This is a genomic window from Streptomyces sp. NPDC007901 (assembly GCF_042959465.1).
In the GTDB taxonomy this organism is placed as follows: Bacteria; Actinomycetota; Actinomycetes; order Streptomycetales; family Streptomycetaceae; genus Streptomyces.
Map to the genome: position 1 here is coordinate 351535 of NZ_JBIBKW010000007.1, position 24351 is coordinate 375885.

The 24351-nt window shown below is 70.9% G+C and carries 28 protein-coding genes; 15 read left to right on the top strand and 13 right to left on the bottom strand.

The window, feature by feature from the left end; translation table 11 throughout:
• Nucleotides 1-114 precede the first annotated feature (114 nt).
• Entirely contained in the window at nucleotides 115-798 is a 684-nt protein-coding gene (locus ACFZDK_RS24495; RefSeq protein WP_390975569.1) for a pentapeptide repeat-containing protein, read from the bottom strand.
• A 233-nt stretch (nucleotides 799-1031) separates the two neighbouring features.
• On the opposite strand from ACFZDK_RS24495, the gene ACFZDK_RS24500 reads away from it, so the two are divergent.
• The 5 genes from ACFZDK_RS24500 (at nucleotide 1032) to ACFZDK_RS24520 (ending at nucleotide 6417) form a co-directional block, all read left to right on the top strand.
• The gene (locus tag ACFZDK_RS24500; RefSeq protein WP_390975571.1) at nucleotides 1032-2006 is read left to right on the top strand and encodes a zinc-binding dehydrogenase; all 975 of its coding nucleotides are present in this window, start codon (nucleotides 1032-1034) and stop codon (nucleotides 2004-2006) included.
• Nucleotides 2007-2062: 56 nt separating this feature from the next.
• The gene (locus ACFZDK_RS24505; protein ID WP_390975573.1) at nucleotides 2063-3562 is read left to right on the top strand and encodes a DHA2 family efflux MFS transporter permease subunit; all 1500 of its coding nucleotides are present in this window, start codon (nucleotides 2063-2065) and stop codon (nucleotides 3560-3562) included.
• 224 nt (nucleotides 3563-3786) lie between these two features.
• Nucleotides 3787-4443: a rhomboid-like protein gene (locus ACFZDK_RS24510; protein WP_390975575.1), complete on the top strand. Its 657-nt coding sequence runs from the start codon at nucleotides 3787-3789 to the stop codon at nucleotides 4441-4443.
• 9 nt (nucleotides 4444-4452) lie between these two features.
• Entirely contained in the window at nucleotides 4453-5859 is a 1407-nt protein-coding gene (locus ACFZDK_RS24515; RefSeq protein WP_390975576.1) for an FAD-dependent oxidoreductase, read from the top strand.
• 177 nt (nucleotides 5860-6036) lie between these two features.
• Nucleotides 6037-6417 (top strand): hypothetical protein, encoded by a 381-nt coding sequence (locus ACFZDK_RS24520; RefSeq protein WP_390975578.1) that lies wholly within the window; start codon nucleotides 6037-6039, stop codon nucleotides 6415-6417.
• Between the two features lie 219 nt (nucleotides 6418-6636).
• Here ACFZDK_RS24520 and ACFZDK_RS24525 read toward each other — a convergent pair whose 3' ends face one another.
• Complete coding sequence (locus ACFZDK_RS24525) at nucleotides 6637-7758, bottom strand: substrate-binding domain-containing protein (RefSeq protein ID WP_390975580.1); 1122 nt, start codon at nucleotides 7756-7758, stop codon at nucleotides 6637-6639.
• Nucleotides 7759-7901: 143 nt separating this feature from the next.
• Between ACFZDK_RS24525 and ACFZDK_RS24530 the strand changes: the two genes are divergently transcribed.
• The 7 genes from ACFZDK_RS24530 (at nucleotide 7902) to ACFZDK_RS24560 (ending at nucleotide 15935) form a co-directional block, all read left to right on the top strand.
• Nucleotides 7902-8999, top strand: coding sequence for a Gfo/Idh/MocA family oxidoreductase (locus tag ACFZDK_RS24530; protein ID WP_390975582.1), 1098 nt, complete (start codon nucleotides 7902-7904; stop codon nucleotides 8997-8999).
• Nucleotides 8996-9802, top strand: coding sequence for a TIM barrel protein (locus ACFZDK_RS24535; protein WP_390975584.1), 807 nt, complete (start codon nucleotides 8996-8998; stop codon nucleotides 9800-9802). The genes ACFZDK_RS24530 and ACFZDK_RS24535 overlap by 4 nt, the downstream gene beginning before the upstream one ends.
• 61 nt (nucleotides 9803-9863) lie before the next feature.
• Nucleotides 9864-10817: a 5-dehydro-2-deoxygluconokinase gene (iolC, locus tag ACFZDK_RS24540; RefSeq protein ID WP_390975586.1), complete on the top strand. Its 954-nt coding sequence runs from the start codon at nucleotides 9864-9866 to the stop codon at nucleotides 10815-10817.
• A complete protein-coding gene (locus tag ACFZDK_RS24545) occupies nucleotides 10810-11679 on the top strand; it encodes an aldolase (protein ID WP_390975909.1) in 870 nt (289 codons plus the stop codon). The genes iolC and ACFZDK_RS24545 overlap by 8 nt, the downstream gene beginning before the upstream one ends.
• Nucleotides 11676-12551 carry a 5-deoxy-glucuronate isomerase gene (gene iolB / locus ACFZDK_RS24550; RefSeq protein ID WP_390975588.1) on the top strand — a complete coding sequence of 292 codons (876 nt, stop codon included), beginning with the start codon at nucleotides 11676-11678 and terminating at the stop codon, nucleotides 12549-12551. Before ACFZDK_RS24545 ends, iolB begins: the two co-directional genes overlap by 4 nt.
• A complete protein-coding gene (gene iolD / locus ACFZDK_RS24555; protein ID WP_390975590.1) occupies nucleotides 12548-14425 on the top strand; it encodes a 3D-(3,5/4)-trihydroxycyclohexane-1,2-dione acylhydrolase (decyclizing) in 1878 nt (625 codons plus the stop codon). The genes iolB and iolD overlap by 4 nt, the downstream gene beginning before the upstream one ends.
• A 13-nt stretch (nucleotides 14426-14438) precedes the next feature.
• On the top strand, nucleotides 14439-15935 hold the full coding sequence (locus tag ACFZDK_RS24560) for a CoA-acylating methylmalonate-semialdehyde dehydrogenase (RefSeq protein ID WP_390975591.1): 1497 nt from the start codon (nucleotides 14439-14441) through the stop codon (nucleotides 15933-15935).
• Nucleotides 15936-16326: 391 nt separating this feature from the next.
• On the opposite strand, the gene ACFZDK_RS24565 is transcribed toward ACFZDK_RS24560, so the two are convergent.
• The 3 genes from ACFZDK_RS24565 to ACFZDK_RS24575 are packed head-to-tail and all read right to left on the bottom strand — an operon-like array spanning nucleotide 16327 to nucleotide 16957.
• A complete protein-coding gene (locus ACFZDK_RS24565) occupies nucleotides 16327-16527 on the bottom strand; it encodes a hypothetical protein (protein ID WP_390975593.1) in 201 nt (66 codons plus the stop codon).
• Nucleotides 16524-16763 carry a hypothetical protein gene (locus tag ACFZDK_RS24570; protein ID WP_390975595.1) on the bottom strand — a complete coding sequence of 80 codons (240 nt, stop codon included), beginning with the start codon at nucleotides 16761-16763 and terminating at the stop codon, nucleotides 16524-16526. Before ACFZDK_RS24570 ends, ACFZDK_RS24565 begins: the two co-directional genes overlap by 4 nt.
• Nucleotides 16760-16957: a hypothetical protein gene (locus tag ACFZDK_RS24575; protein WP_390975596.1), complete on the bottom strand. Its 198-nt coding sequence runs from the start codon at nucleotides 16955-16957 to the stop codon at nucleotides 16760-16762. Before ACFZDK_RS24575 ends, ACFZDK_RS24570 begins: the two co-directional genes overlap by 4 nt.
• Before the next feature lie 233 nt (nucleotides 16958-17190).
• On the opposite strand from ACFZDK_RS24575, the gene ACFZDK_RS24580 reads away from it, so the two are divergent.
• Genes ACFZDK_RS24580 through ACFZDK_RS24590 form a run of 3 tightly spaced genes read left to right on the top strand, consistent with a single transcriptional unit; the run spans nucleotide 17191 to nucleotide 18836 of the window.
• Nucleotides 17191-17457 carry a hypothetical protein gene (locus tag ACFZDK_RS24580; protein ID WP_390975598.1) on the top strand — a complete coding sequence of 89 codons (267 nt, stop codon included), beginning with the start codon at nucleotides 17191-17193 and terminating at the stop codon, nucleotides 17455-17457.
• Nucleotides 17429-17956 carry a DUF6879 family protein gene (locus tag ACFZDK_RS24585; protein WP_390975602.1) on the top strand — a complete coding sequence of 176 codons (528 nt, stop codon included), beginning with the start codon at nucleotides 17429-17431 and terminating at the stop codon, nucleotides 17954-17956. The genes ACFZDK_RS24580 and ACFZDK_RS24585 overlap by 29 nt, the downstream gene beginning before the upstream one ends.
• Before the next feature lie 25 nt (nucleotides 17957-17981).
• Nucleotides 17982-18836 (top strand): Scr1 family TA system antitoxin-like transcriptional regulator, encoded by an 855-nt coding sequence (locus tag ACFZDK_RS24590; protein WP_390975604.1) that lies wholly within the window; start codon nucleotides 17982-17984, stop codon nucleotides 18834-18836.
• Nucleotides 18837-18888: 52 nt separating this feature from the next.
• Here the strand turns inward: ACFZDK_RS24590 and ACFZDK_RS24595 are convergent, their stop codons facing one another.
• From ACFZDK_RS24595 to ACFZDK_RS24630, 8 genes are all read right to left on the bottom strand, one after another.
• Nucleotides 18889-19068, bottom strand: coding sequence for a hypothetical protein (locus ACFZDK_RS24595; RefSeq protein ID WP_390975606.1), 180 nt, complete (start codon nucleotides 19066-19068; stop codon nucleotides 18889-18891).
• 77 nt (nucleotides 19069-19145) lie between these two features.
• Complete coding sequence (locus ACFZDK_RS24600) at nucleotides 19146-19373, bottom strand: hypothetical protein (protein WP_390975608.1); 228 nt, start codon at nucleotides 19371-19373, stop codon at nucleotides 19146-19148.
• A gap of 3 nt (nucleotides 19374-19376) precedes the next feature.
• Nucleotides 19377-20288: an N-acetylmuramoyl-L-alanine amidase gene (locus tag ACFZDK_RS24605; RefSeq protein ID WP_390975610.1), complete on the bottom strand. Its 912-nt coding sequence runs from the start codon at nucleotides 20286-20288 to the stop codon at nucleotides 19377-19379.
• 62 nt (nucleotides 20289-20350) lie between these two features.
• Nucleotides 20351-20557: a hypothetical protein gene (locus tag ACFZDK_RS24610; protein WP_390975612.1), complete on the bottom strand. Its 207-nt coding sequence runs from the start codon at nucleotides 20555-20557 to the stop codon at nucleotides 20351-20353.
• Nucleotides 20554-21318, bottom strand: coding sequence for a hypothetical protein (locus ACFZDK_RS24615; protein ID WP_390975613.1), 765 nt, complete (start codon nucleotides 21316-21318; stop codon nucleotides 20554-20556). Before ACFZDK_RS24615 ends, ACFZDK_RS24610 begins: the two co-directional genes overlap by 4 nt.
• The gene (locus ACFZDK_RS24620) at nucleotides 21318-22400 is read right to left on the bottom strand and encodes a hypothetical protein (protein WP_390975615.1); all 1083 of its coding nucleotides are present in this window, start codon (nucleotides 22398-22400) and stop codon (nucleotides 21318-21320) included. The genes ACFZDK_RS24615 and ACFZDK_RS24620 overlap by 1 nt, the downstream gene beginning before the upstream one ends.
• Nucleotides 22397-23458: a hypothetical protein gene (locus ACFZDK_RS24625; RefSeq protein WP_390975617.1), complete on the bottom strand. Its 1062-nt coding sequence runs from the start codon at nucleotides 23456-23458 to the stop codon at nucleotides 22397-22399. The genes ACFZDK_RS24620 and ACFZDK_RS24625 overlap by 4 nt, the downstream gene beginning before the upstream one ends.
• A gap of 13 nt (nucleotides 23459-23471) precedes the next feature.
• The gene (locus ACFZDK_RS24630) at nucleotides 23472-24341 is read right to left on the bottom strand and encodes a phage distal tail protein (RefSeq protein WP_390975620.1); all 870 of its coding nucleotides are present in this window, start codon (nucleotides 24339-24341) and stop codon (nucleotides 23472-23474) included.
• Nucleotides 24342-24351 lie beyond the last annotated feature (10 nt).

A 24351-nucleotide genomic window follows, 5' to 3' on the forward strand; every position in this document is an offset into this window, starting at 1 on the left:
GGTTCGGCCGATTCGCGGCTGCGGGCCGGTGGGGGCTGGTCGCGCCCACGCGGCGGTAGCCGCAGATCAAATACAGCCTCGCGCCCCTTGCGGGGCGCTTCCTTACGTCGGTCGTCACTCGACGCGGATGCCCAGCTGGCCCGCCAGCACCGGTGCCAGATCCAGCAGTTGGGACATGCTGATCACCGCCCCGGCCAGTCGCTCCACCCCTCTCGCGATGCCCAGTTCCGCGGCGCCGCGCAGGTCGACGTCCTTCATGGTCACCCCGTTGAAGTCGGCCTCCTTCAGGGTGCAGTCGGTGAACTCCACCCGCTCCAGGACCGCGCCGCCGAAGTCCGGCTCGACCAGGACGCAGCCCTCGAAGACGACGTCTTTGAGCTTGGCCTTGCGCAGGTTCAGGTAGTCGATCTTGCCGCCTCGGATGACCACGCGCTCCAGGACGGAGCCGTGCAGCTGGGTGCCGCCGAGGCGGGCGTCGATCAGCTCGACGTCGCGCAGGGTCGCCTCGGCCAGGTTCGTGCCGACGCCTCTTATGCCGGTGAGGACCGTGTCCAGCACGCGGGTGTGGCGCAGTCCCGTCTCGTCGAAGGCGCAGCCCGTGAGCGCGCAGTCCATGAAGCGGGCGCCCGCGGCGTCCTGCCCGACGAAGTCCGCGTCCCGGAACTCCAGCCCGTCGTAGTCCCCGTCCGGCTCCAGCTCGCCGTCGTTCCACGGCTCCAGCGGGGGCAGCCGTACCTCCGGCCGCCGCGCGCCCTTCACCCTGCCACCGCCGGCCCCACCGGCCGCTGTCCTCGCCATGCCCCCATCTTGCCGCCCCCCACTGACAATCGGCGTGACCTGCGACGACGCCCCGCGGCCCCGGTGCCATGTCACATTCCGGCCGCCTCGATCCGTCGTATCAGCGAGGAAGGCACGTCCTCGGCAACCGCCCTTGACCTCAAGCGCGCTTGAGGCCGAAGAGTCGACCCGTCAGATCGGCCGGCAACTGGTTCGTCCAGCGGCTGGTTCGTCCAGTACCGGGGGGAGTCCCTGTGCACGCCATCGTTCTGCACGCCTTCGGGCCTGCCGAGAACCTCGTCCATGAGAAGACCGAGGACCCGGTGCCGGGTCCGGGGCAGGTGCGGATCGCGGTCGCCGCGGCCGGTGTCCATCTGCTCGACACCGCGCTGCGGGCGGGTCATCAGGGCCCGGCGCCCCGGCCGACCGTGCTGCCGACGATCCCCGGCCGCGAGGTCGCCGGGGTCGTCGAGTCGCTCGGCGACGGCGTGGACGGGCTGTGGCTCGGCCGGCGCGTGGTCGCCCATCTCGGCTTCGCGCCGGGAGGCTACGCCGAACTCGCGGTCACCGAGGTCGAGCGACTGCACGAGGTCCCGGCGAACCTCGGTTTCCCCGAGGCCGTCGCCATGATCGGGACCGGCCGTACGGCCCTCGGCATCCTGCAGTTCGTGGAGCCGGGGCCGGAGTCGGTGGTGCTCGTCCCGGCCGCCGCCGGCGGTGTCGGCACCCTGCTCGTGCAGTACGCGAAGCACGCGGGCGCGACCGTGATCGGCCTCGCGGGCGGCCCCGAGAAGGTCGAGCGAGTCCGGGCCGACGGCGCCGACCTCGCCCTCGACTACACGGACCCCGGCTGGCCGGACCGGGTCCGCGAGCACGCCGGGAGCGTCACCGTCGTCCTCGACGGCGTCGGCGGCGAGGTCGCCCGGGAGGCCGTGGCCCTGCTCGGCGACGGCGGCCGGCACCTCGTCTTCGGCTGGTCGGCGGAGGGGATCGGCAACGGCCGGGGCCACTTCGTCGACGGGCTCTCGGAGCGCGTCCTCGGCCCCGCGATGCTCCGCCGGACCGGCGGCCCCGACCCGCTGCGCACCCTCGAACTCCGCGCCCTCGCCGAGGCCGCCCACGGCCGGCTGCGGCCCGCCGTGACGCGCTTCCCGCTGGCGGAGGCGGCAACCGCACACCGCGCCCTGGAGACCAGGGCGACGATCGGAAAGGTGGTACTGGAACCGTGACCAGGAACAGCACACCCCAGGATGCGACCCGTCCTGATTCGTGGTCTTCTGACCCAATGAGCAGCGCCCGAACGGGTGAATCGCCCTCCGGCCAGGCCGATCCCCACCGCTGGTGGGGCCTGGTGGTCATCGCGCTCGCCCAGCTGATGGTCGTCCTCGACGCGACGATCGTGAACATCGCCCTCCCCTCCGCACAGCGCGACCTGGGGATGTCCGACGGCAACCGGCAGTGGGTGATCACCGCCTACACGCTGGCCTTCGGCGGGCTGCTCCTGCTGGGCGGCCGGATCGCCGACCTGGTCGGCCGCAAGCGCACCTTCGTCATCGGGCTGGTCGGGTTCGCCGCCGCCTCCGCACTCGGCGGTGCCGCCCAGAGCCAGGGGATGCTCTTCGGCGCCCGCGCCCTCCAGGGCGTCTTCGCCGCCGTCCTCGCCCCCTCGGCGCTCAGCCTGCTGACGACGACCTTCACCGACCCCCGGGAGCGCGGCAAGGCCTTCGGCATCTACGGCGCCCTCGCGGGCAGCGGCTCGGCGATCGGGTTCATCGTCGGCGGGCTGCTCACCGAGTACCTGGACTGGCGCTGGTGCCTGTACGTCAACGTGCCCATCGCGGTCCTCGCCGTCTTCGGCGCCTCCGCCCTGCTGCACGACCGCCCGGGCACCAGCGGCGCCCGGCTCGACGTCCCCGGCGCGCTGCTCGGCTGCGGCGGACTCGTCGCGATCGTCTACGGCTTCAGCGAGGCGCAGCCGCGCGGCTGGTCCGACCCGCTGGTGCTGGGCCTGTTCGCGGCCGGTGTCGTACTCCTCGCCACCTTCGTCTGGTGGCAGAACCGGGCGCCCAGCCCCCTGCTGCCCCTGCACATCGTGAAGGAACGCAACCGCGCGGGCAGCTTCCTGACGATGGCGCTCGCCACCGTCGCCATGTTCGGGCTGTTCCTCTTCCTGACCTACTACCTGCAGATCATCCTCGGCTACTCCCCGGTCAGGGCGGGCCTCGGCTTCCTCCCCCTCACCCTGGCGATCATCGTCGGCTCCACCCAGATATCGGCGCGCCTGCTGCACCGCGTGGCCCCGCGCCTGCTGATGGTCCCCGGCCTGCTCCTCGCCGCCTGTGGCCTGCTGCTCCTGACCCGGATCACCGTCTCCTCCTCCTACCCCACCGAGATCCTGCCCGCCCTGCTGCTGATGGGCCTCGGCATGGGCCTGACGTTCATGCCGGTCTTCGCCACCGCCACCTCCGGCGTCGCCGCGCAGGACTCCGGCGTCACCTCCGCCACCGTCAACACCTCGCAGCAGGTGGGCGGTTCCATCGGTACGGCCCTGCTCAACACGATCGCCACCAGCAGCAGCGCCACCTATCTCGCCGCCCACCTCCACAACCCCGCGCAGAGGGCCGCCGTCGTCCCGCAGGCCGTCGTACACGGCTACACGGTCGCCATCTGGTGGGCGGTCGGCGTGATGCTGCTGGCCGCCCTGGTCGCGGGCGCGCTGGTAACGGCGAAGCCGCCCCGGCACGACGTCCCGGCCGAGTCCCCGGTACCGGAGCCGGTCGCCTGAAACCAAGGATCCGCAGACCGACCCCTGGGGCGCTGGGGGCACCCCCGGCCGAAGGCTGGGGGAGGAACTGCGCGACCGGCCACGACGGCGCCGCAGCCGCCCGACCGCGTGGCCCCCGCCCCCAGGCGTCCGCAGTCCCCGGCATCCGGGCGATCCGCTCCTCCGGTATGTCAATCGGTATGTCAATCACCCATACGACGGCACGGCCGTGCATGAATCGCCTCATGGGAAATTTCCGGGGTCTCGGCGGCAGGGTGTGGGCGTACGTCCGCAGCGCCCCCGGCACGTACATCTGGCTGGCGATCCTCTTCGTGACGACCGTCGCGCTGCACCACATGTCGCCGGAGTTCGAGCAGCAGTTCCTGCGGCAGCGGTCCACCAACCTCCGTGAGCTGTCGGACAATCCGGTGCGGGTGCTGGTCGCCAGCGCGATGTGGATCGAGGGCGGCCACTGGGTGCCGTACGCCTTCCTCTACACCGTCTTCCACGCACCGGCGGAACGCTGGCTGGGGACGGTGCGCTGGCTGGCGGTGTGCGTGACCGCGCACGTGCTGGCCACCCTGATCAGCGAGGGCGCGCTGCTCAAGGGCATCCACGACGGCATCGCCCCGCACTCGGCGGTCAACACCCTGGACATCGGGGTGAGTTACGCGCTGGCCGGGGTGATCGGGGTGCTCGCCTACCGGATCGTGACGCCCTGGCGGTACGCGTACATCGTCGTCGTCCTGCTGGTCTACGGCCTGCCGCTGACCGAGTCGCCGACCTTCACCGACCTGGGGCATTTCGTCGCCGCGCTGATCGGTCTCGCCTGCTATCCGCTGGCCAGAGGGCGCGGAAAAGCATGGAATCCGAAGGAGACACTGGCCGCCCTCAAGGGTTAACGTCCGGCCATGAGCAGCTCGGCAAGCAGGGTCGTCAACGGCGGCATCTCCTTCTGGTACGCGAACGACGGTCTCCCGGCGGTGCGGGAGCCGCTCGCCGGTGACACGTCGGCGGACGTGGTGATCGTGGGCGGTGGCTACACCGGCCTGTGGACCGCGTACTACCTGAAGAAGGCCGCCCCCTTCCTCCATGTCACCGTCCTGGAGCAGAAGTTCTGCGGCTACGGCGCCTCCGGCCGCAACGGCGGCTGGCTCTACAACGGCATCGCCGGCCGCGACCGGTACGCCGCGCTGCACGGCCAGGAGGCCGCCGTACGCCTGCAGAAGGCCATGAACGAGACCGTCGACGAGGTCGTGGCGGTCGCCGCGGCCGAGGGCATCGACGCCGACCTGCACAAGGGCGGGGTCCTCGAAGTGGCCACCACCCCGGCTCAACTGGCCCGTCTGAAGGCCTTCCACGCGCACGAGCTGTCGTACGGCGAGAAGGACCGCGAGCTGTACGGCGCCGGGGAGACCCGGGAGCGGATCCGCGTCGCCGACGCGGTCGGCTCGACCTGGACCCCGCACGGCGCCCGGCTGCACCCCGTGAAGCTGGTGAAGGGCCTGGCCGCGGCCGCGGAGTCACTCGGGGTCGAGATCTACGAGTCCACGCCCGTGACCGAGATCCGGCCCCAGCACGCCGTCACGCCCTACGGCACGGTCCGCGCCCCCTACATCCTGCGCTGCACCGAGGGCTTCACCGCGAACCTCAAGGGCCAGAAGCGCACCTGGCTGCCGATGAACTCCTCGATGATCGCCACCGAGCCGCTGACGGAGGAGCAGTGGGAGTCGGTGGGCTGGAACGGCCTGGAGACCCTCGGCGACATGGCGCACGCCTACATGTACGCCCAGCGCACGGCCGACGGGCGGATCGCGCTCGGCGGGCGCGGGGTGCCGTACCGCTTCGGATCCCGCACCGACAACGACGGCCGGACCCAGGAGGCGACCATCGACGCCCTCCGCGAGATCCTCGTCCGATTCTTCCCGTCCCTGGCGGGGGTCGCGGTCGAGCACGCCTGGTCCGGGGTGCTCGGGGTGCCGCGCGACTGGTGCGCGACGGTCACCCTGGACCGTTCGACGGGCCTCGGCTGGGCGGGCGGCTACGTCGGCTCCGGCGTCGCCACCACCAACCTGGCCGCCCGAACCCTCCGGGACCTCGTCCAGCTCGACTCCGGCCAGGCCGGCCGCACCGACCTCACCGAGCTGCCCTGGGTGAACCACAAGGTCCGCAAGTGGGAGCCCGAACCCTTCCGCTGGCTCGGCGTCCAGGGCATGTACGCCACCTACCGCGCCGCCGACCAGCGCGAACGCCTCCACCCGAGCACCGAGTCGTCCCGCCTGGCCCGGGTCGCGGACCGGGTGGCGGGCCGGCACTGAGGTGACGACTGGCTGACAGGCCGCATCAGGCAGGTCCGCGGATGCGTCCGACAACCTCGCCGCATCCTGCCGGTCATTGAACCTGCCCGCGGACGGCCCCCAACGGTGATAGCACTTGGTTCCCTCTGGGCCACTTGGCTTCAAACAACGACAACCCGCAAACACAACCGGCAGTCCGTGCGCCCACTGTTACAGGTCCAGAGAGTCAAAGGATTCGCGGACAAAAAGGCCCGACTGGAGGTCGTCAACGCCGGCCTCGGCCCGGCAATCGTCACCAAGACCGTGATTACATTCGACGGGGAGGTCATCGGCCCATGGGACCTGAGCACCTACCGCGCAATAGCCCGCACCCTACCGTTTCGACCGATGGTAGCGACCCTGGCCGAAGGTTCCGCTATTCTCATCGGCCAGAAAACCTACCTCTTGCATATCGATGACTACAACGAAGAGGAACACCGCTGGTTTTGGGAACTGATTTCTCGGAGAATGTTCATAGAAATTCACTACGAGTCCCTCTACGGCGGAGAGGGCTTCACGGTTCGGTCGACGCTGCTGTGACGTACCGATCACGGTGAGCGGAATTCGGCACACCGCCGACACGGTCCTCAACCGGATCTCGTCTCAGAGCTTCCTTCCGGCGGGGGCGGCGAGTTCGGCGCTGAGTTCGAGCGTGCCGAGGCGCCGGCCGCCGGAGAGGGTGCCGATGGGCTGCTCCAGGTCGTCCAGGACGCCCTCCGCCCACGCTAGAACGTTCTAGAGCCGTGCGGTCAGTACGGCTCAGCGAGGCGCCGGCGCCGGGCCGGTCGTCGCGCGCTCGACCAGGCGGGGCGTGAGCACGGTCTCCTGCGGGGTGCCGCCCTTGATGAGATCCAGTACCGCGGTCACCGCGGCGTCCGCCATGCCGGCCGCGTCCTGGGAGACGGTGGTCATCTGCACGTGCGGCATCTTCGCCAGCCGCGAGTCGTCGTAGCCGACGACGGAGATCTCCCCGGGCACCTTGCGGCCCCGATGTGCGAGAACGTCCAGGACACCGGTGGCCGTCCGGTCGTTGAAGGCGATGACGGCGGTGGGCGGCGGCACCGGACGGTCCAGCAGGTAGCGCATACCCTCCGCCCCGGCCTCCTCGGTCAGACCGCCCGCGAGCACGTCGGCCGAGTCGGCCAGCCCGTGGTCCGCCATCCCCTGGAGGAAGCCGAGCCGGCGGTCGGAGCTGCCCGGGGCCCCGGCCCCGTCGATGTGCGCGATCCGCCGGTGGCCGAGGCCGACGAGGTGGTCGACCGCGAGTCTGATGCCCACCATGTCGTCACCGCGGACGGACCCCACGCTCGCCAGTCCGCTGCGGCGGGCGACGAGCAGGGTCGGCAACCGGCGGGCCAGGCGTTCGAGTTCCTCGTCGGACAGCCGGCTGCCCAGCAGGACGGCGGCCTCACAGCGCTCACGGAGCAGGGCGTTGACCGCCGTGGACTCCGCACGGCTGGGGGCCACCGCGCTGATCACCGCCTCGTAGCCGTGCCGGGCCGCGGCGGCGTAGAGATGCTCGACGAGGTCGCCGTGGAAGGGCTGCTGGAGCTCGAAGACGACACCGAGCACCCGCGAACTGGACCGCCGCAGCTTCTGGGCGCGCTGGTCGGGGACGTATCCCAGCTCGTCGGCGATCCGCAGCACGCGCCGCCGGGTCTCGTCGCTGGCCCCGGGGACACCGCGGATCACGATCGAGACCAGGGCGGTGGACATACCGGCGGCCCTGGCCACGTCGGCCATGGTCGGACGGCTTTTCCGCTCGCGTGCGGAGCCGGCGGTGGAGTCGATGGCGGAGTCGGCCGCGGAGCCGGCGGCGGCGACCTGCGCGGGGGGCGCCGGTTCGGCGCCGCCGCGGGCGTCGTCGTCCGACTTCGTCACGTCGCCACTCCCCTACCTGGTCGAATACGGCCCCGCCGCCGGGCCCGACGGCGGCCTCGGGCCGAGCATATCGACCCCTTGACCGATTTCCCGGCGCCCACTTACCTTCCAGACTAGAACGTACTAGTTTTGGGAGCACCGACATGGTCGTCGCTGACAATTCCCCCGGCCGCCTCCGGCCCGTCCCGCAGACGCACACGCACACGCAGACGCACACGCACACGCACACGCTGCGCCTGGCCACGATCGGCGCGGGCCGCATCGGGTCGAACCACGCCGAGATCGTCGCCCGGCACATCCCCGGCGTCAGGCTGGCCGCGGTCAGCGACCCGGTCGCGGGCGCCGCCGAACGCCTCGCCACCGCACTGGGCGCGCCCCTGGCCACCACCGACGTGCACGAGGTCCTCGACCGGGACGACATCGACGGCGTGCTCATCACCGCACCGGCCCGCGCCCACACCGACCTGGTGGTCGCGGCGGCCGAGGCCGGCAAGCACGTCTTCGTCGAGAAGCCGATGGCGGTGACCCTGGCGGACGCCGACCGCGCGATCGCCGCCGCGGAGGCGGCCGGTGTCGTGCTCCAGGTGGGCTTCAACCGGCGTTTCGCCCCCGGCTTCGCCGCCGCCCGCACGGCGATCGACGAACAGCGCATCGGTACCCCGCAGTTGCTGCGCTCGCTCACCCGCGACCCGGGCCCCTTCACCGCCGACCCGGCGCGCATCCCCCAGTGGACGATCTTCCTGGAAACCCTCATCCACGACTTCGACACCCTGTGCTGGCTCAACCCCGGCGCCGAGCCGCTGAGCGTCCACGCCACCGCCGACGCCCTGGTCCGCCCCGACGCCAAGGACCAGGGCCACCTGGACACCGCGGTCGTGACCGTCCGCTTCGACAACGGCGCCATCGCCACCGCCGAGGCCTCCTTCTGCGCGCTCTACGGCTACGACGTACGCGCCGAGGTCTTCGGCTCCGAGGGCATGGTGACCGCCGGCGACGCCCGCACCACGAACATGACCTTCTACGGCGCCCAGGGCATCCACATCGACACCGCCCGCCGCGACACCGACCTGCTGCGCGAGGCGTACGTCGGCGAGCTCGCCGCCTTCGCCGACGCCGTCCGCCACAAGAACCCGGCCGCCGTCACCGGCCACGACGCCCGCCGCGCCCTGTCCATCGCCCTCGCCGCGATCCGCAGCGTGCAGACCGACCGCCCCGTCACGATCGCCGAGGTGACCGCATGACCCCGACCTCCTCCCCCTTCGTCCTCGCCGCCAGCGCCGAAATGCTCTACCGGGACCGGCCGTTCACCGAGCGCGTGACCCGGATCGCCGAGCGCGGCTTCCAGGTGGAGATCTGGGACTGGTCGGCCAAGGACCTCGACGCCCTGGCAGCCACCGGCGCGACCTTCTCCTCCATGACCGGCTACCTCACCGGCGACCTCACCGACCCCGACGGCATCGAGGCGCTGCTCTCCTCGGCCCGCACCTCCCTGGAGGCGGCCGCCCGCATCGACTCCCCGCGCCTGAACCTGCACGGCACCGGCCTCGACGACAAGGGCCTCCCCGTCCGCCCCGTCGAGGTCGTCACGCCCGACATGTGGCTCACGGCGGCCGACACCCTGCGGCGCGTCGCGGAACTGGGCGAGGCCGCGGGCCGCGTCTTCACCCTCGAGAACCTCAACCTGGCCGTGGACCACCCGGGCACCCCCTTCGCCCGCGCCGCCGACACCCTGGCCCTCGTCCGTGCCGTGGACAGCCCGTACCTGCGCATGAACCTGGACCTCTACCACGCCCAGATCGGCGAGGGGAACCTCGTGGAACTCTGCCGCCGGGCGCTGCCGTACATCGGTGAGATCCAGGTCGCCGACGTCCCCGGACGCTGCGAACCGGGCACCGGCGAGATCCACTACCCCGCCGTCGCCCGCGCCCTCCACGGCCTCGGCTACACCGGCGTCATCGGCCTCGAAGGCTGGGCCCGCGACGACTCCGACGCGGCCCTGGACGCCTTCCGCGCCGCCTTCACCCTCACCTCGGTATTGACATAAGTATGTCATGACATACTCTTCTCGGAATGAACCGCCAGGGGCATGAAGGGAAGCCAGCGTGATGTCGTTCGAAGTGCTCACCATCGGCCGCGTCGGAGTGGACGTGTACCCACTCCAGACCGGCGTGGGGCTGGCCGAGGTCGACTCGTTCGGCAAGTACCTGGGCGGGAGCCCGACCAACGTCGCGGTCGCGGCGGCCCGGTACGGCCGTTCCGCGGCGGTGATCACGAAGACGGGCCGGGACCCCTTCGGCGACTTCGTCCGCAAGGCCCTCGACGGCTACGGCGTGGACGCGCGGTTCGTCGGCACGTCGGACATCGCGCCGACCCCGGTGACGTTCTGCGAGATCTTCCCGCCGGACGACTTCCCGCTGTACTTCTACCGCCTGCCGAAGGCCCCGGACCTGGACATCCACCCGGAGGAGCTGGACCTGCGGGCCGTCCGGGACGCCGGGATCTTCTGGATCACCGGCACCGGGCTGAGCGAGGAGCCCAGCCGCTCCGCCACGCTCGCCGCCCTGGCCCACCGGGCGAAGTCCGGCACGACGGTCTTCGACCTCGACTGGCGCCCGATGTTCTGGGCGGACCCGGCGGAGGCCCGCGCTTACTACGCCGAGGCCCTCCGGCACACCACCGTGGCCGTCGGCAACCTCGACGAGTGCGAGATCGCCACCGGCGAGCGCGAGCCCTATGCCGCCGCGCAGGCGCTGCTTGCGGCGGGCGTGGAGCTGGCCGTGGTGAAGCAGGGCCCGAAGGGTGTCCTGGCCGTGGACCGGGACGGGACGGCGTCCGAGATCCCGCCCGTGCCGGTGGAGGTCGTCAACGGCCTGGGCGCGGGTGACGCCTTCGGCGGCGCCCTCTGCCACGGCCTGCTGTCCGGCTGGGACACCCGGCGCACCGTCTCCTTCGCGAACGCGGCCGGCGCCATCGTCGCGAGCCGGCTGTCCTGCTCCGACGCGATGCCCACCGAGGCCGAAGTCAACGTCAAGCTCGACGAGGTGCCCCGTGCTGTCTGAGAAGCTGAACCGCATCGTGGACGCCCGGGTCAACGACCCCGGCGCCATCGCGGCGGCCGCCGAACGGCGCGTGAAGGCCACCTCGCTCCTTGGCGAGCACGGCAAGGCCATGATCATCGCCGCCGACCACCCGGCCCGCGGCGCCAACGGCGTCGGCGACGACCCGAACGCCATGGCCGACCGCTTCGAACTCCTCGACCGCCTGTGCACCGCCCTGGAACGCCCGGGCGTCACCGGCGTCCTCGGCACCGCCGACATCCTGGAGGACCTCCTCCTGCTCGGCGTCCTCGACGGCAAGTCCGTCTTCGGCTCCATGAACCGCGGCGGCCTGGCGGGCTCGGTCTTCGAGATCGACGACCGGTTCACCGGGTACGACGCCGAGACCATCGCCGACCTGGGCTTCGACGGCGGCAAGATGCTCACCCGCATCGCGCTGTCCGACCCGGCGACCCCCTCGGTGCTGGCGGAGACGGCCCGCGCCGTCAACGAGCTCAACGACCGGCGCCTGATCGCCATGGTCGAGCCGTTCCTGTCCGAGTGGCAGGACGGCAGGATCCGCAACGACCTGTCGACCGACGCCGTGATCAAGTCGATCACCATCGCGTCGGGCCTGGGCCGGCGGACCGCCTACACCTGGCTGAAGCTGCCGGTCGTCGAGAACATGGAACGCGTCCTGGCGGCCTCGACGCTGCCCGCGCTGCTGCTCGGCGGCGAGGTCAAGGACGCCGAGGCGGCGTTCGCGTCCTGGGGCAGGGCGCTGAAGCAGCCGACCGCGCAGGGTCTGGTCGTCGGCCGCTCCCTGCTCTACCCGGCGGGCGGCGACGTCGCCGGTGCCGTCGACAAGGCGGTGAGCCTGCTGTGAGCGACAACGGCACGTACCACCTGCCGAAGGGGACTTCGGCGGACGGCCCCTACGACGTCCACATCACGCCGGAGTCGGCGGGCTGGGGATACTCCGGCCTCAGGATCCTGACCCTGGCGCCGGGCGGCACGCACGCCCTGTCCACCCGGGACTCCGAGTTCCTGGTGCTGCCGCTGACGGGCTCCTGCACCGTCACCACGGACGGCGGCACCTTCGAACTCGCCGGGCGGACGGGCGTGTTCGCCTCCGCCACCGACTTCGCGTACCTGCCGCGCGCGTCGGAGGCCCTCATCAGCAGCGCGGCCGGCGGACGGTTCGCGCTGCCCTCCGCCCGTACCGAGCAGGGAGGTCACTCGGCTCGGTACGGGCGCAAGGAGGACGTCCCCGTCGAGCTGCGCGGCGCCGGGGCGTGCTCGCGGCAGGTCAACAACTACTGCCTGCCCGGCACCTTCGACGCCGAGCAGCTGCTGGTGTGCGAGGTGCTGACCCCCGGCGGGAACTGGTCGTCGTATCCGCCGCACAAGCACGACGAGGCCCGGCCCGGCCAGGAGTCGGAGCTGGAGGAGATCTACTACTTCGAGATCTCCGGCGGCGAGGACGCCTTCGGCTACCAGCGGGTCTACGGCACCCCGGACCGCCCGATCGACGTGCTCGCGGAGATCCGCTCCGGCGACACCGTGCTGATCCCGCACGGCTGGCACGGCCCGTCGATCGCCGCGCCCGGTTACGACCTCTACTACCTCAACGTCATGGCGGGACCGGGACCGGACCGCGCCTGGCTGATCTGCGACGACCCCGCCCACGGCTGGGTACGCGGCACCTGGGACTCCCAGGACGTGGACGACCGGCTGCCCTTCGGAGAAGACCGATGAACACCGTACGACTGACCACCGCCCAGGCCCTGGTGCGCTTCCTGGCCGCCCAGTACAGCGAGCGCGACGGCCAGGAACAGCGCCTGATCCCCGGCGTGTGGGGCATCTTCGGCCACGGCAACGTCGCCGGCCTCGGCCAGGCCCTCCTCCAGGCCGCCACCACCGGCGAGGCCGACCTGCCCTACTACCTCGCCCGCAACGAACAGGGCATGGTCCACGCCTCGGTGGCCTACGCCAAGATGCGCGACCGCCTGGCCACCTTCGCCTGCACGGCCTCGACGGGCCCGGGTTCGACGAACATGATCACGGGCGCGGCCCTGGCGACGACCAACCGCCTTCCGGTCCTCCTGCTCCCCTCCGACATGTTCGCCACCCGCGCGGCCGATCCCGTGTTGCAGCAGCTGGAGGACACCCGCGGCGGCGACGTCACCGTCAACGACGCCTTCCGCGCCGTATCCAAGTACTTCGACCGCGTCCAGCGCCCCGAACAGCTCATCCCCGCCGCCCTCGCGGCCATGCGGGTGCTGACCGACCCGGTCGAGACCGGCGCCGTCACCCTCGCCCTCCCGCAGGACGTGCAGGCCGAGGCCTACGACTGGCCGCTCTCCTTCTTCCGCCGCCGGGTCTGGCACGTGGGCCGCCCGGTGCCGGAACCGGCCGCTGTGGAGCGGGCCGTGGCGCTGCTGAAGAACGCGAAGAAGCCGCTGATCGTGGCCGGTGGCGGCGCCGTGTACTCCGGTGCCGAGACCGCGCTGCGCGCCTTCGCCGAGGCCACGGGCATCCCGGTCGCCGACACCCACGCCGGCAAGGGCGCGGTGCCGTGGGACCACCCCTACGCGGTCGGCGGCATCGGCTCCACGGGGTCGTACGCGGCGAACGAACTGGCCCGCGAGGCGGACGTCGTCGTCGGCATCGGAACCCGCTACTCGGACTTCACCACCGCCAGCCACACCGTCTTCGGCAACCCCGACGTCACGTTCGTCAACCTCAACGTGGCCCGCCTGGACGCCGTCAAGCACTCGGCGGAGCCCCTGGTCGCGGACGCCCGCCTCGGTATCCAGGCCCTCGCCGGAGCCCTGGACGGCTGGGAGGTCGCCGAGTCCTACCGCCGCCGTACCCGTGAACTGATCGCCCGGACACGGCAGATCGAGGACGCCTGCTTCACCGTAGGAAACAGCCCGCTCCCGGCCCAGACCGAGATCCTCGGCGCGCTGAACGACGTCCTCGACGACCGCGCGGTGGTCATCAACGCGGCCGGTTCCATGCCCGGAGACCTCCAGCAGCTGTGGCGGGCCCGCGACCCGAAGGCCTACCACGTGGAGTACGCCTACTCCTGCATGGGCTACGAGGTGGCCGCCGGCGTCGGCGCGAAGATGGCCGACCCCTCCCGCGAGGTCGTCGTCCTGGTCGGTGACGGCTCGTACCTGATGATGGCCCAGGAGATCGTCACCATGGTCTCCGAGGGCCTGAAGGTCATCATCGTCCTGGTCCAGAACCACGGCTTCGCCTCCATCGGCGCCCTCTCCGAATCCCTCGGCTCCCAGCGGTTCGGCACCAAGTACCGCTACCGCAACGGCGATTCGGGCCAGCTGGACGGCGACGTCCTCCCCGTCGACCTCGCCGCCAACGCCTCCTCCCTCGGCGCGGACGTCCTGCACGCCACCACCGTCGAGGAGTTCCGCTCCGCGATGGACAAGGCGAAGGCCGCCACCCGCACCACCGTCGTGCACGTCGAGACCGACCTCTACGGCCCCAACCCGCCCGGCCACGCCTGGTGGGACGTCCCCGTCAGCGAGGTCTCCGCCCTCGACACCACCCGGGCCGCGCACGCCACCTACACCGCCCACAAGCAGACCCAGCGCCACTACCTCTAAGGAAACCCCCGCTGTGAACACCATCCCGCACTGGATCAACGGCGCCGAGGTCACCACCGAGACCACCGCCCCCGTCTACAACCCGGCCACCGGCGCCGAGCAGGCCCGCGTCGTCCTCGGCAGCGCCCCCGAGGTTGACGCCGCCGTCCAGGCCGCCGCGACCGCGTTCGAGACCTGGCAGGACTCCTCCCTCTCCCAGCGCACCCAGGTCATGTTCGCCTTCCGCCAGCTGCTGGTCGACCACGAGGAGGAACTCGCCCGGATCATCTCGGCCGAGCACGGCAAGACCGTCGACGACGCCCGCGGCGAGATCACCCGCGGCCGCGAGGTCGTCGAGTACGTCTGCGGTCTCGGCGACGTGCTCAAGGGCTCCTTCTCCGACCAGGTCTCGCGCGGCGTCGACGTCCACAACTTCCGCCAGCCCCTCGGCGTCGTCGCCGGCATCACCCCCTTCAACTTCCCCGCGATGGTCCCGCTGTGGATGCACCCGGTCGCCATCGCCACCGGCAACACGTTCATCCTCAAGCCGTCCGAGCGCGACCCCTCCGCCGCGAACTTCGTCGCCGACCTCTACCGCAAGGCCGGCCTGCCCGACGGCGTCTTCAACGTCGTCCACGGCGGCAAGGACGCGGTCGACGCCCTCCTCACCCACCCCGGCATCGAGGCCGTCTCCTTCGTCGGCTCCACGCCCATCGCCAAGTACGTGCACGAGCAGGCCACCGCCCACGGCAAGCGCGTCCAGGCCCTCGGCGGCGCCAAGAACCACGCCGTCGTCCTCCCCGACGCCGACCTGGAATTCGCCGCCAACCACCTCACCGCCGGCGCCTACGGCTCCGCGGGCGAACGCTGCATGGCCGTCTCCGTCGCCGTCGCGGTCGGCGACGCCGCCGACGCCCTGGTCCAGACCCTGGAGCGCAAGGCGGGCGAGGTGAAGGTCGGCCCCGGCGACGTCCCCGGCACCGAGATGGGCCCGCTGGTCACCAAGGCCGCGCAGGAGCGCGTCGAGAACGCGATCGGGGTGGCCGCCGCCCAGGGCGCGACCGTGATCGTCGACGGCCGAGGCCTGAAGCTCGACGACCCCGCGTACGCCGACGGCTTCTTCACCGGCCCGTCCCTCCTCGACCACGTCACCACCGAGATGGACGCCTACAAGGAGGAGCTCTTCGGCCCCGTCCTCGCCATCGTCCGCACCGACACCCTCGACGAGGCCATCGACCTCATCAACGCCAACCCCTACGGCAACGGCACCGCCCTGTTCACCGCCTCCGGCGAAGCAGCCCGCCGCTTCCAGCGCCGCATCAAGGTCGGCATGATCGGCATCAACGTCCCCGTCCCCGTCCCCATGTCCTACTACTCCTTCGGCGGCTGGAAGGACTCCCTCATCGGCGACCACCCCATCCACGGCCCCGAGGGCATCCGCTTCTACACCCGCCCCAAGGTCGTCACCACCCGCTGGCCCGAGCCCAGGCAGCAGCTCACCGCCGGCTTCGACTTCCCCACCTCCAGCTGACCGCACATAACAGAAGAGGCCAGGTCACAAACAACGTGACCTGGCCCTTTACGTTCTGAGCCCCCTGTCGGATTCGAACCGACGACCTACGCATTACAAGTGCCAGGGTTTTACTCCGGCTCGCTCTGAGATGCTCCGGCCAGTCTGAGAATGCCTGGTCGGAGCGGGGTGAGTCTCTGATCCACTCCGGTCATTCCGGCCCCCATCGGGACCTCCGCTCACGCACCGCTCACGCAGATGCCCTACCCGGTAGGTGCCCTGAACTGGGCCTCTTCCATTGTCCCGCACTCCCCCGCGCACCACAACGGAGACGCGAAACGGCCGCCTGCTCGGGGGGAACAGGCGGCCGTCGGACCGGTCCCGGCACGCCGTCTGCGCCGGGCCCGGGGTTCTACCAGCGCAGGCCGACAGCGTCCATCGGCCCGCTGCGGATATACGGGTTGCCGTGCTTGCCGGAGCCGTGGCGGTCTTTGGCGCTGCGAGTGCACAGAGCGCCGCTGGAGTGCCGGGACGCGCAGAGGCCGGCCGCCCGGTAGCCGTCCCCGTTGGCGTTGGCCACGCGCTCCTTCGTGTCCGCACTGATCTGCTTCATCGCGGGGCACCTTCCGGCAGTCGTTCGGTGAGGCCCAGCTGCGGCGCGCAGCCGGCGCAGGCGTAGACGTCGATGCTCAGGTCGTGGGCGCCGATGAACCCGACGGCGCGGCCCGCCTTGACGGCGCCCTTCCAGAGGCCGGCGTGACAGAAGACGCACGCCCACCCGGAGTGCTGGGCGCGGGTGAGCTTCGTGGCGTCGGGCAGTTCCGAGGGCTTCAGCTCGGCAGCGTTCACGGCTGGTCGGCGAACGGCACTAGGCGGCGCAGCCGGCGGCAGCGGGCGCAGGCGGAGTGCTGGGCTCCCGGCCCGGACGGGACCTCCACCACCTGGATCACCCGGACGTCTTCGCCGAGGCCTTTGTGCCAGTGGCACCATCCGACCCCGGTGAGGCTGGCCTGGGGGATCGCGGGCTGCGTAGTCTCTGCCATGTCGACGCTCCTCAACAGCGTTGGCCGCGCCCCGGGAGGCTCCGCCGCCTCGCCGGGGTTTCGTCGTATCCCCCGACGCTAGGAAGCCGCCCTCTCCGGGCGCCATAGATGTGCAGCCTTTTGCAGACGACTTCCAGGGGCTAAGGCCTGACTCCTTCGCGCCCTTGACGTCATTCCACACACAGAGAAATGGTGGTGCACACGGCTGCAAACACTGATCGCGGGAGGCTGGCATGCCCCTACAGTTCTCGGGGATCGACCCTGACACCGACACTGGCGACAGCCCGACGGTATGGATCGACACCGACAAACAAGAGCTTCTGCTCCAAGGCTGGACCGCCACACCGGACGAAGAAGCACGCGTCTACAGCGAGGCCGGCACCGCGCCCGGGCACGCGCACGGAGTCCCACCGCACGAGACCATCATCCGGATCCCCGCACGCATGGTGCACATCCTCCGAAAGGCATGCGATGACCTTGAGCGTTCCGCCGATCGGTGAACTGCTCGACGCCGCCCAACACTCCGCTGTGCACCTGGAGATGCGGGACGTCTACGCGGTCTCCAAGGAGACCAGCGAATTCCAGCACTGGCTGAAGACCGGCAAACGGCCGGACGACCCTGACTCGGACTACTGGCGGGAATGGACCAGCGTGGTCCGGCGCGCTGTGACCCGCGGCGTGGCCGTGAGCCGGGCCCGCATCATCTCCGAACCGGTGACCGACTACATCCGCTACGAGCACGCCGGCACCCCGGTCAATCTTGCCGCTGGGGAACAGGTCCGCTGGCTGCCGCGCCGCCGGGCATCCGACATCGCCCTGCCCGGCAACGACTTCTGGCTCTTCGACAACAGGCTGGTCCGTTTCGGATTCTTCAGCGGCGACGGCGCCCTCACCGGGCACGCACTGGACGAGGACCCGGCCACGGTCAAGCTGTGCGCGTCCGCATTCGACGCGGTGTGGGAACGGGCGACCGCGCACGAGCAGTACGAGATCCGATAACACACCACACTGGACAGGCCAGCTCATGCCCGCATCACCATCGTCCTCGGCGCAGGCCGCGCGCGAGGCTGTAGGAAGGCGTCTCAAGGAACTCCGGCAGGACGCCGAACTGACGGTGGTCGAGCTGGCCGACCGGTGCGGCTGGCACTACGCCAAGACCTCTCGCGTTGAAAACGCCCGCACCGCGCCCTCAGTCGCAGACATCCGGGCATGGTGCCAGGCGTGCGGCGCCGACGACCAGGCGGAAGCTCTGATCGCCGCTTCCCGTAACGCCGAATCGGTATACACCGAGTGGCGCACTCAGGTACGCGCCGGCCTCAAAGCGCTCCAGGGAATGGAGCCTCGGCTGTTCCAGGACACTCGACTGTTCCGGGTGTACTCGTCATCGCTGGTGCCCGGCTTGCTTCAGACGGAGGGGTATGCGGCGGGAGTCCTCGGTATCAGTGCCCGGTTCCGGCGGATCCCGGTGGACGACAGCGCAGAGGCGGCCCGGGCCCGCGTCGAACGTAGCCGGGTCATCCACAAGCCTGGGCGCCAGTGTGTCTTCGTCATCGAAGAGGCGGCCCTGCGGTACCAGGTGTGTGATGCCGATGCGATGGCGGCTCAGCTCGGATATCTGATGACGGCGGGCGCGCTGCCGCAGATCTCGCTCGGCATCGTCCCGATGTCGGCACCTCCGAGAGAGCAGTGGCCGCGCGAGACCTTCCACGTGTACGACGACAGGCTCGTGTCTGTCGAGCTTGTGTCCGCCCGGGTTCGGATCAATCAGCCTGTGGAGATCGCCCTCTATCTGACGGCGTTCGAGGAACTGCGCGGCATGGCCGTGTACGGGGCCGAGGCGCGCGCCCTGATCGTGAAGGCCATCGACGCTCTGGGCTGACCCTGGACGCACGAAAGCGGCCCCGCCCTCCCGGAGGAGAGCGGGGCCGCTGTCAGCGCATGAGGAACTGGGCGAGCACTCCGGCAGCCGCGCCGAGGACGGCAGCACCGCCGGCCGCGCGCCAGATGGTGTGCTCCAGGGTCCGCAGGCGGGACTCGTGGTCGGCGACGTCCTTGCTGACCTCGGTGAGGCCCTGGGCGATGGTGTCGAGTTTCGTCTCCACTCGGTTCACGCCATCGCTCAGGGATCTCAGCTCCTGATACATCTGGGCCGACGAGATGTAGACACCCGACGGCTCCGCTGGGGCGGTCACTGGCGGCTCGCTGTGTCGTCGGTGCGCAGCCACGACGGGAGCAGGGCCTGGACGGTCGGGAGCGCCATCACCCGGGCGAGACCGCCGGCGACCGCGAGCGCCCCGGCCGCCCACGGAAGCGAGGCGGGGATCCCGGATGCGTCGACGATCCCGGGTAGGGCCACGGCGACACCGACGGTGGTCTGCAGGACGGTGCGTGCGGTGCGCTTGGCTGCGTCGCTCATGGGTCAGGACTCCTTCGTGAGGGCGGCGGCCAGGGCCTGGACGGCGAGGGTCAGCTTGTCGAGCTTCCGGCCGTTCTCGGCGACGGCCGCCTCGAGGGCGCGCAGCTTGGTGGTCTGGCCGATGACGTGGGTGCCGAACGACCAGTAGTGGCCTGCGTTGTTGGGGTCGTCGCTGTAGTCGGCGGCGTCCTTCGGTGCGAGGAACACGCCGTCGGTGGTGGCGAAGGTCTTGAGGTCGGTGCGGTCGAAGCCGGCCACGTTGGGCTCCTTGGTGTCGGTGTCGTCGGTGCCGCTGCTGGGGCTCCAGCTGGCGGGGTGTGCGAGTCGAGCGGCCACGTCGGTACGGAACTTGGCCATGTCGAAGGACGGGTCGACCTTCCCTTCGACCGACGTCTCCTTGTGGCCGGCGACCGAGTTGGCGCCCCAGCCGTGCGCGCGGCAGAGCGCGGCGGCCCACCGGACCGCGGCGTCGTACTGCGCCTCGGGGTAGGGGTCCTTGCCGTTGCCGAGGTTCTCGATCTCCAGGCCGTACAGGCAGTCGTTGCCGTCGACCGTGCCGGACGCCTTCGACGGGGCCGGGTGCGTCACCGACTCGTTGAGGATCGCGTTGTACGCGTTCACCGCGGCGAGCCCGGCATGGTTGGCGCGGCCGGCGCTGCACATGGTGACGAGCCCCGACTTCGCGAGGTGGCCGTGGGCGAGCGGCGCGGGCAGGTCCGCGCGGCCGGTCTTGGCGACGATGTCCAGGGAGCTGGTGGCGGCGGTGTGGTGGATGAGGACGCCGTGGACCGGGCCGAAGGTCTTGCCGGTGGCAGCGTCCCGGGAGCGGGTGCGCCAGCCGGGGTACTCGGCGACGTGCACGCCCTCGGCCTTCAGCGCTGCCACGAAGGCGTCAGCGGACAGGGGTGTGGCCATAGGTGCTCCAGACGTGACGAAGCCCCGGCCGGTCGGCTCGGGGCTGGTGGTGTGGGGGCGGTTCAGGAGACTTCGGGCTGAGGATTCAACAGAGTCGCGGCCACGATCTCCATGAGCTGATGGCAGCGGCCGCACTCGATGATCACGGTGCCGCCGTTGGAGTAGCAGGGGTTCACCTCGAACTCCTGCCCGTAGTTGACGCAGCCCTCGGTGACATCCCGTGCGGTCACCGCGTACCAGAGGGCGGGTTCGAACACGATGCTGCTCATGAGCCGATCACCAGCCAGTGCACAACGGTCGCGGTGGTGTTGGTGCGGGTGACCCACAGGGTCATCCCATTGCTGCTGACGCTGGTCGCGCTGACCCCGGTGACCTGGCTGCCCGGCACGGAGGTGGAGGCGGTGACCTGCGCGTAGAAGGTGGTGCCCGACAGGCCGAGGCCGGTCACGGCCGCCGACGTCGGGGTGTTCGCCGCCGACGGTGTGATCGTGGTCGACCCGTAGGCGATGTTCGCGAAGGTCAGGATGCCGGCGATGTCCATGTTGCAGGCGCCGCTTTCTCCGACGCCGGCGACCGTCCGGAACCCGGAGAGCAGCACGGTCGGCAGGTCGCCGCCTGACACCGAGCTGAGGTCCATGAGGACTTGCCAGTCCGATGCTTCGATGGCCCCGGAGGTGAGGGTCAGGTCACTGGCCAGGCCGGGGATCGCGCTGTAGTAGGCGCCGCCGAATTCGGCGGCGGCGCTGTCGTCGGCGGGCCGGAACCGGAGCTGCCCGGAGGCCAGTGAGGCCGTCACGGGGGTCCCGTCGTCCTGGGTGCCGCGGGTCCAGACGCCGCCCCCGCCGTCGTCCATCAGGCCGAGTTCGGCGATCAGGGTCTGGCCGTCGTCGCTGTAGATCTTCAGGCTGCCGACGGTGGCGCTGCTCATGCGGCGTGCGGCCCGCAGTTCCTTGATCTGCCGTTCGAGGGCGGCGACCCGGCGGGCCAGGGCGGTCGCGTCGGGGGGCAGTTGGTCGACCTGCTTGGGCATCAGCTCTCCTGTACCAGGATCGGGCGGACACGGTCGGCTCCGGCGTCCAGCTCCCACGACCAGCAGCGGGCCGTCACGCTCGCGCCCAGCGGGTGCCGGGGGGAGCGTTCGACCGCGAGGGTGACGGAGTCGCCCAGCGCCCAGTCCTGGCCGAGCCGGGGCGCCTGGGAGGCGACGGCTTCGATGCTCCACACCTGGGCGCCCTGCGCCATCAGCGTCAGGGACTGTGTGGCGTGCGCGTTGAGCTGGACGGGGTCGGTGACTCCGGTGGCCGGGGTGAACCGGTACTCCCAGCGCGGCCAGCCCGCGGCGATCAGCGCGGTCGCCTCGTGGGCGGTGGAGGTGAGCCGGGAGCTGCCCTCGCCCTCGCCGCGGGCGATGACGGTGGTGGCGCCCTTCCCGGCCTCGTAGGACTCGGTCAGGGTGTAGGCGTTGACGCAGCCCGGGAAGTCGAACGTCACGGCCGTGCTGGTCTGGATACCGACCGCCTTGCGGACGCGCAGCGGGAACTGGAAGCCGGAGTGCGAGGCGTTCCAGGTGACGTCGATGGTCCACTCGGGGCCGCCGTCCATGCTCATCAGCTCGCCGAGGCAGGACAGGATGGTCTTGTCGTCGCCGTCCGTGGTCGTGTAGTCGAGCGAGGTGCCGATGGTGGGGGCGTCGATGACGATCGGCGGCCCGGCGGTGAGCGCCGGGGTGACGAGCGCGCTGACGATGGCGGCCTGGTCGGTGGCGAGCAGGACCTGGGAGCCGGGGTAGCGGCCGTCCAGGTAGCGCTCCAGGGTGGCGGCGCCGAGGTCCACGGTCTGTGCGCTGCCGGCCTCGCGGGTGAGGACGGCGCCGGCCCACAGGGGGGTGTCGGTGGCGGTGTCGACGGCGACGAGCAGGGAGCGGCCGGGAGCGGTTGCCGCTTCCCATTCGTCGGCCGCGCCGTTAAGCGACAGGTCGGCCTGGAGGGTCGTGGACGTGCCCAGCTTGCGTGTGAGGGCGCCGCTCGGGGTGAGCGACGGCAGGTCCTCGACGATGCCGCCGGTGCGCAGGTCGCAGCCGTACCAGGCGAGTTGGTAGGGCAGCGCGCTCATGTCGTCGCCTCGTACTGGCCGGTCACGGTGAAGCGGTCGCCCGACGCCCACGTCCAGGGGGAGACCGAGTCGGCGATGCCAGTCGGCACGGCCGACGCGTTCGACATGGCACCGCTCATGTACAGCAGGAGGTTTGTGCCGTCGGCCGAAGTGTGAGCGATGCCCGGGGAGCCTTTGCTGGTGCCGGGCCCGAAGCCGACGGTGCCGATCGGGTAGGTCGTTTTCGCGGCGGTGAACGGCAGGCTGAACTGCCAGTTGTCGGCGCTGGTGGCGCCCGATCCGAAGTTGGTCAGGCCGCCGAAGGTGATGTTCATCCAGAAGTTCACCAACCTGCCGACCTTGATGTACGTGCAGTCGACGGTGGAGTTGCCGTAGGACGGGGAGTGGGCGCCGGTCGACGTCGTCCAGAGAGGGAGCCAGGCGGTCGAGGCGCCGGGCGCCTTCTGGTAGGTGTCCCAGCTGGATCCGTTGTACCGGCGCAGGTTGGTGCCGTCGTCGTAGTACTGGCCGGTGTAGGGGCTGGTGGGGGCGCTGCTGGCCGGCAGGATCCCGCCGGGCGCCACGGTGATCGGCAGCACCGACGAGTTGACCGTGGTCGACCCGCCGCCGGACGCGGGCACGTTGAGCTGCGCCAGCGGCATGTAGATGACCGTGCCCGCCGGGGTGGGCGCAACCGGGGACGAGGCCGCGGTCCCGGCCAGGTACTGCACGTCGGCCTGGTTGAGACCCGAGGCGTCGACGGAGTTGTCCCAGACCCGCAGATACACCAGGTCGATGCGCGGCAGGGTGGCGTGCGGCGCGTTCTGGGTGAGGGTGGACGTCGACGTCATGGCGACCCGGTAGGTGCCCTGCCCGGCGAAGTACAGGCTGGTGATGCCGGTTCCCACCGTGATGGTCGTACCTGACACGGACACGGCGAAACCGTTACTGCCCGGGGCGACACCCGAGCGGGCGCCGAGCGGGTTCGCGCCGTTGGTCATGACGATCAGCGAGTCGACACGGCGCAGCTGGAACGCGTTGAGGCTGACGGTGTCGATCCACGCGGGGTTGACCACCATGAGGCAGCTCCTTTCACAGCCAGGCGGAGCGCCAGGTGACGGTCAACTGGGCGCTGGAATCGTAGGCAGAGGCCCGGAACAGGACGGTCGTCGAGCCGCCGGCAGCGATGACGGGCCAGCCGCTGGGAACGGTGAGATAGCGGCGCCGGGATGTGGAGCCGTTCAGGGCGACGGTCTTGGCGTCCGTGTCGATGACCAGCTGGTCGCCGGTGAACAGGGTGTCGCTGTAGTTCAGGAACCGCACGGTGCCGTCCGGACTCTGCACGACGACCTGCGGGGCGATCACCGACCCGCCGATGGTGAACACCGGACGGCTGTCGAAGGTGCCGGAGTTGACTGCCGAGACCTGCCCGGAGACCGTGGTTGCGCTGCTGACCAACGGGGGCGTGACCGGTGGCGTCAGACCTCCCGTCGTGAACGGCAAGCCGATCGTGCCGGACTGGAGATCGACGCCATACCGTCGAGGGTCGGCAGCGGTCACCATCACGCTGAACGTGGCCCGGGTGTCGGTCAGGTACTGCATGATCGGCTTCCCGGAGCGCCGCACGGTCGCCTGCTTGGGAGTGGACTCCCATACCGTCAGCACGGTGTCCGTCAGGGCAGCCGCTACCCGCAACTGGTCCATCGCCTGTTCCAGCGCGGTCCTCGACGGCGCGACGAGCGTGCCGCCCAGGGTGATGGGCCGTGCCCCCAGGTACACCGGGGACGCCCATGCGCCGTGGTCCCCGTCGCGCTCGGTGAACTCGGCCCGGACGTCCGGGGAGTCCCAGCCCTCCAGGGTCTGGAGGATCCAGGCGACCCCGTTGGAGTCCACGGTCCCCAGGGCGATGGCGCCCAGGGTCGCCTGGAGGCCGTCCAGGGCGGCGCCCGGCGTGTACGGCATGCCCGCTCCC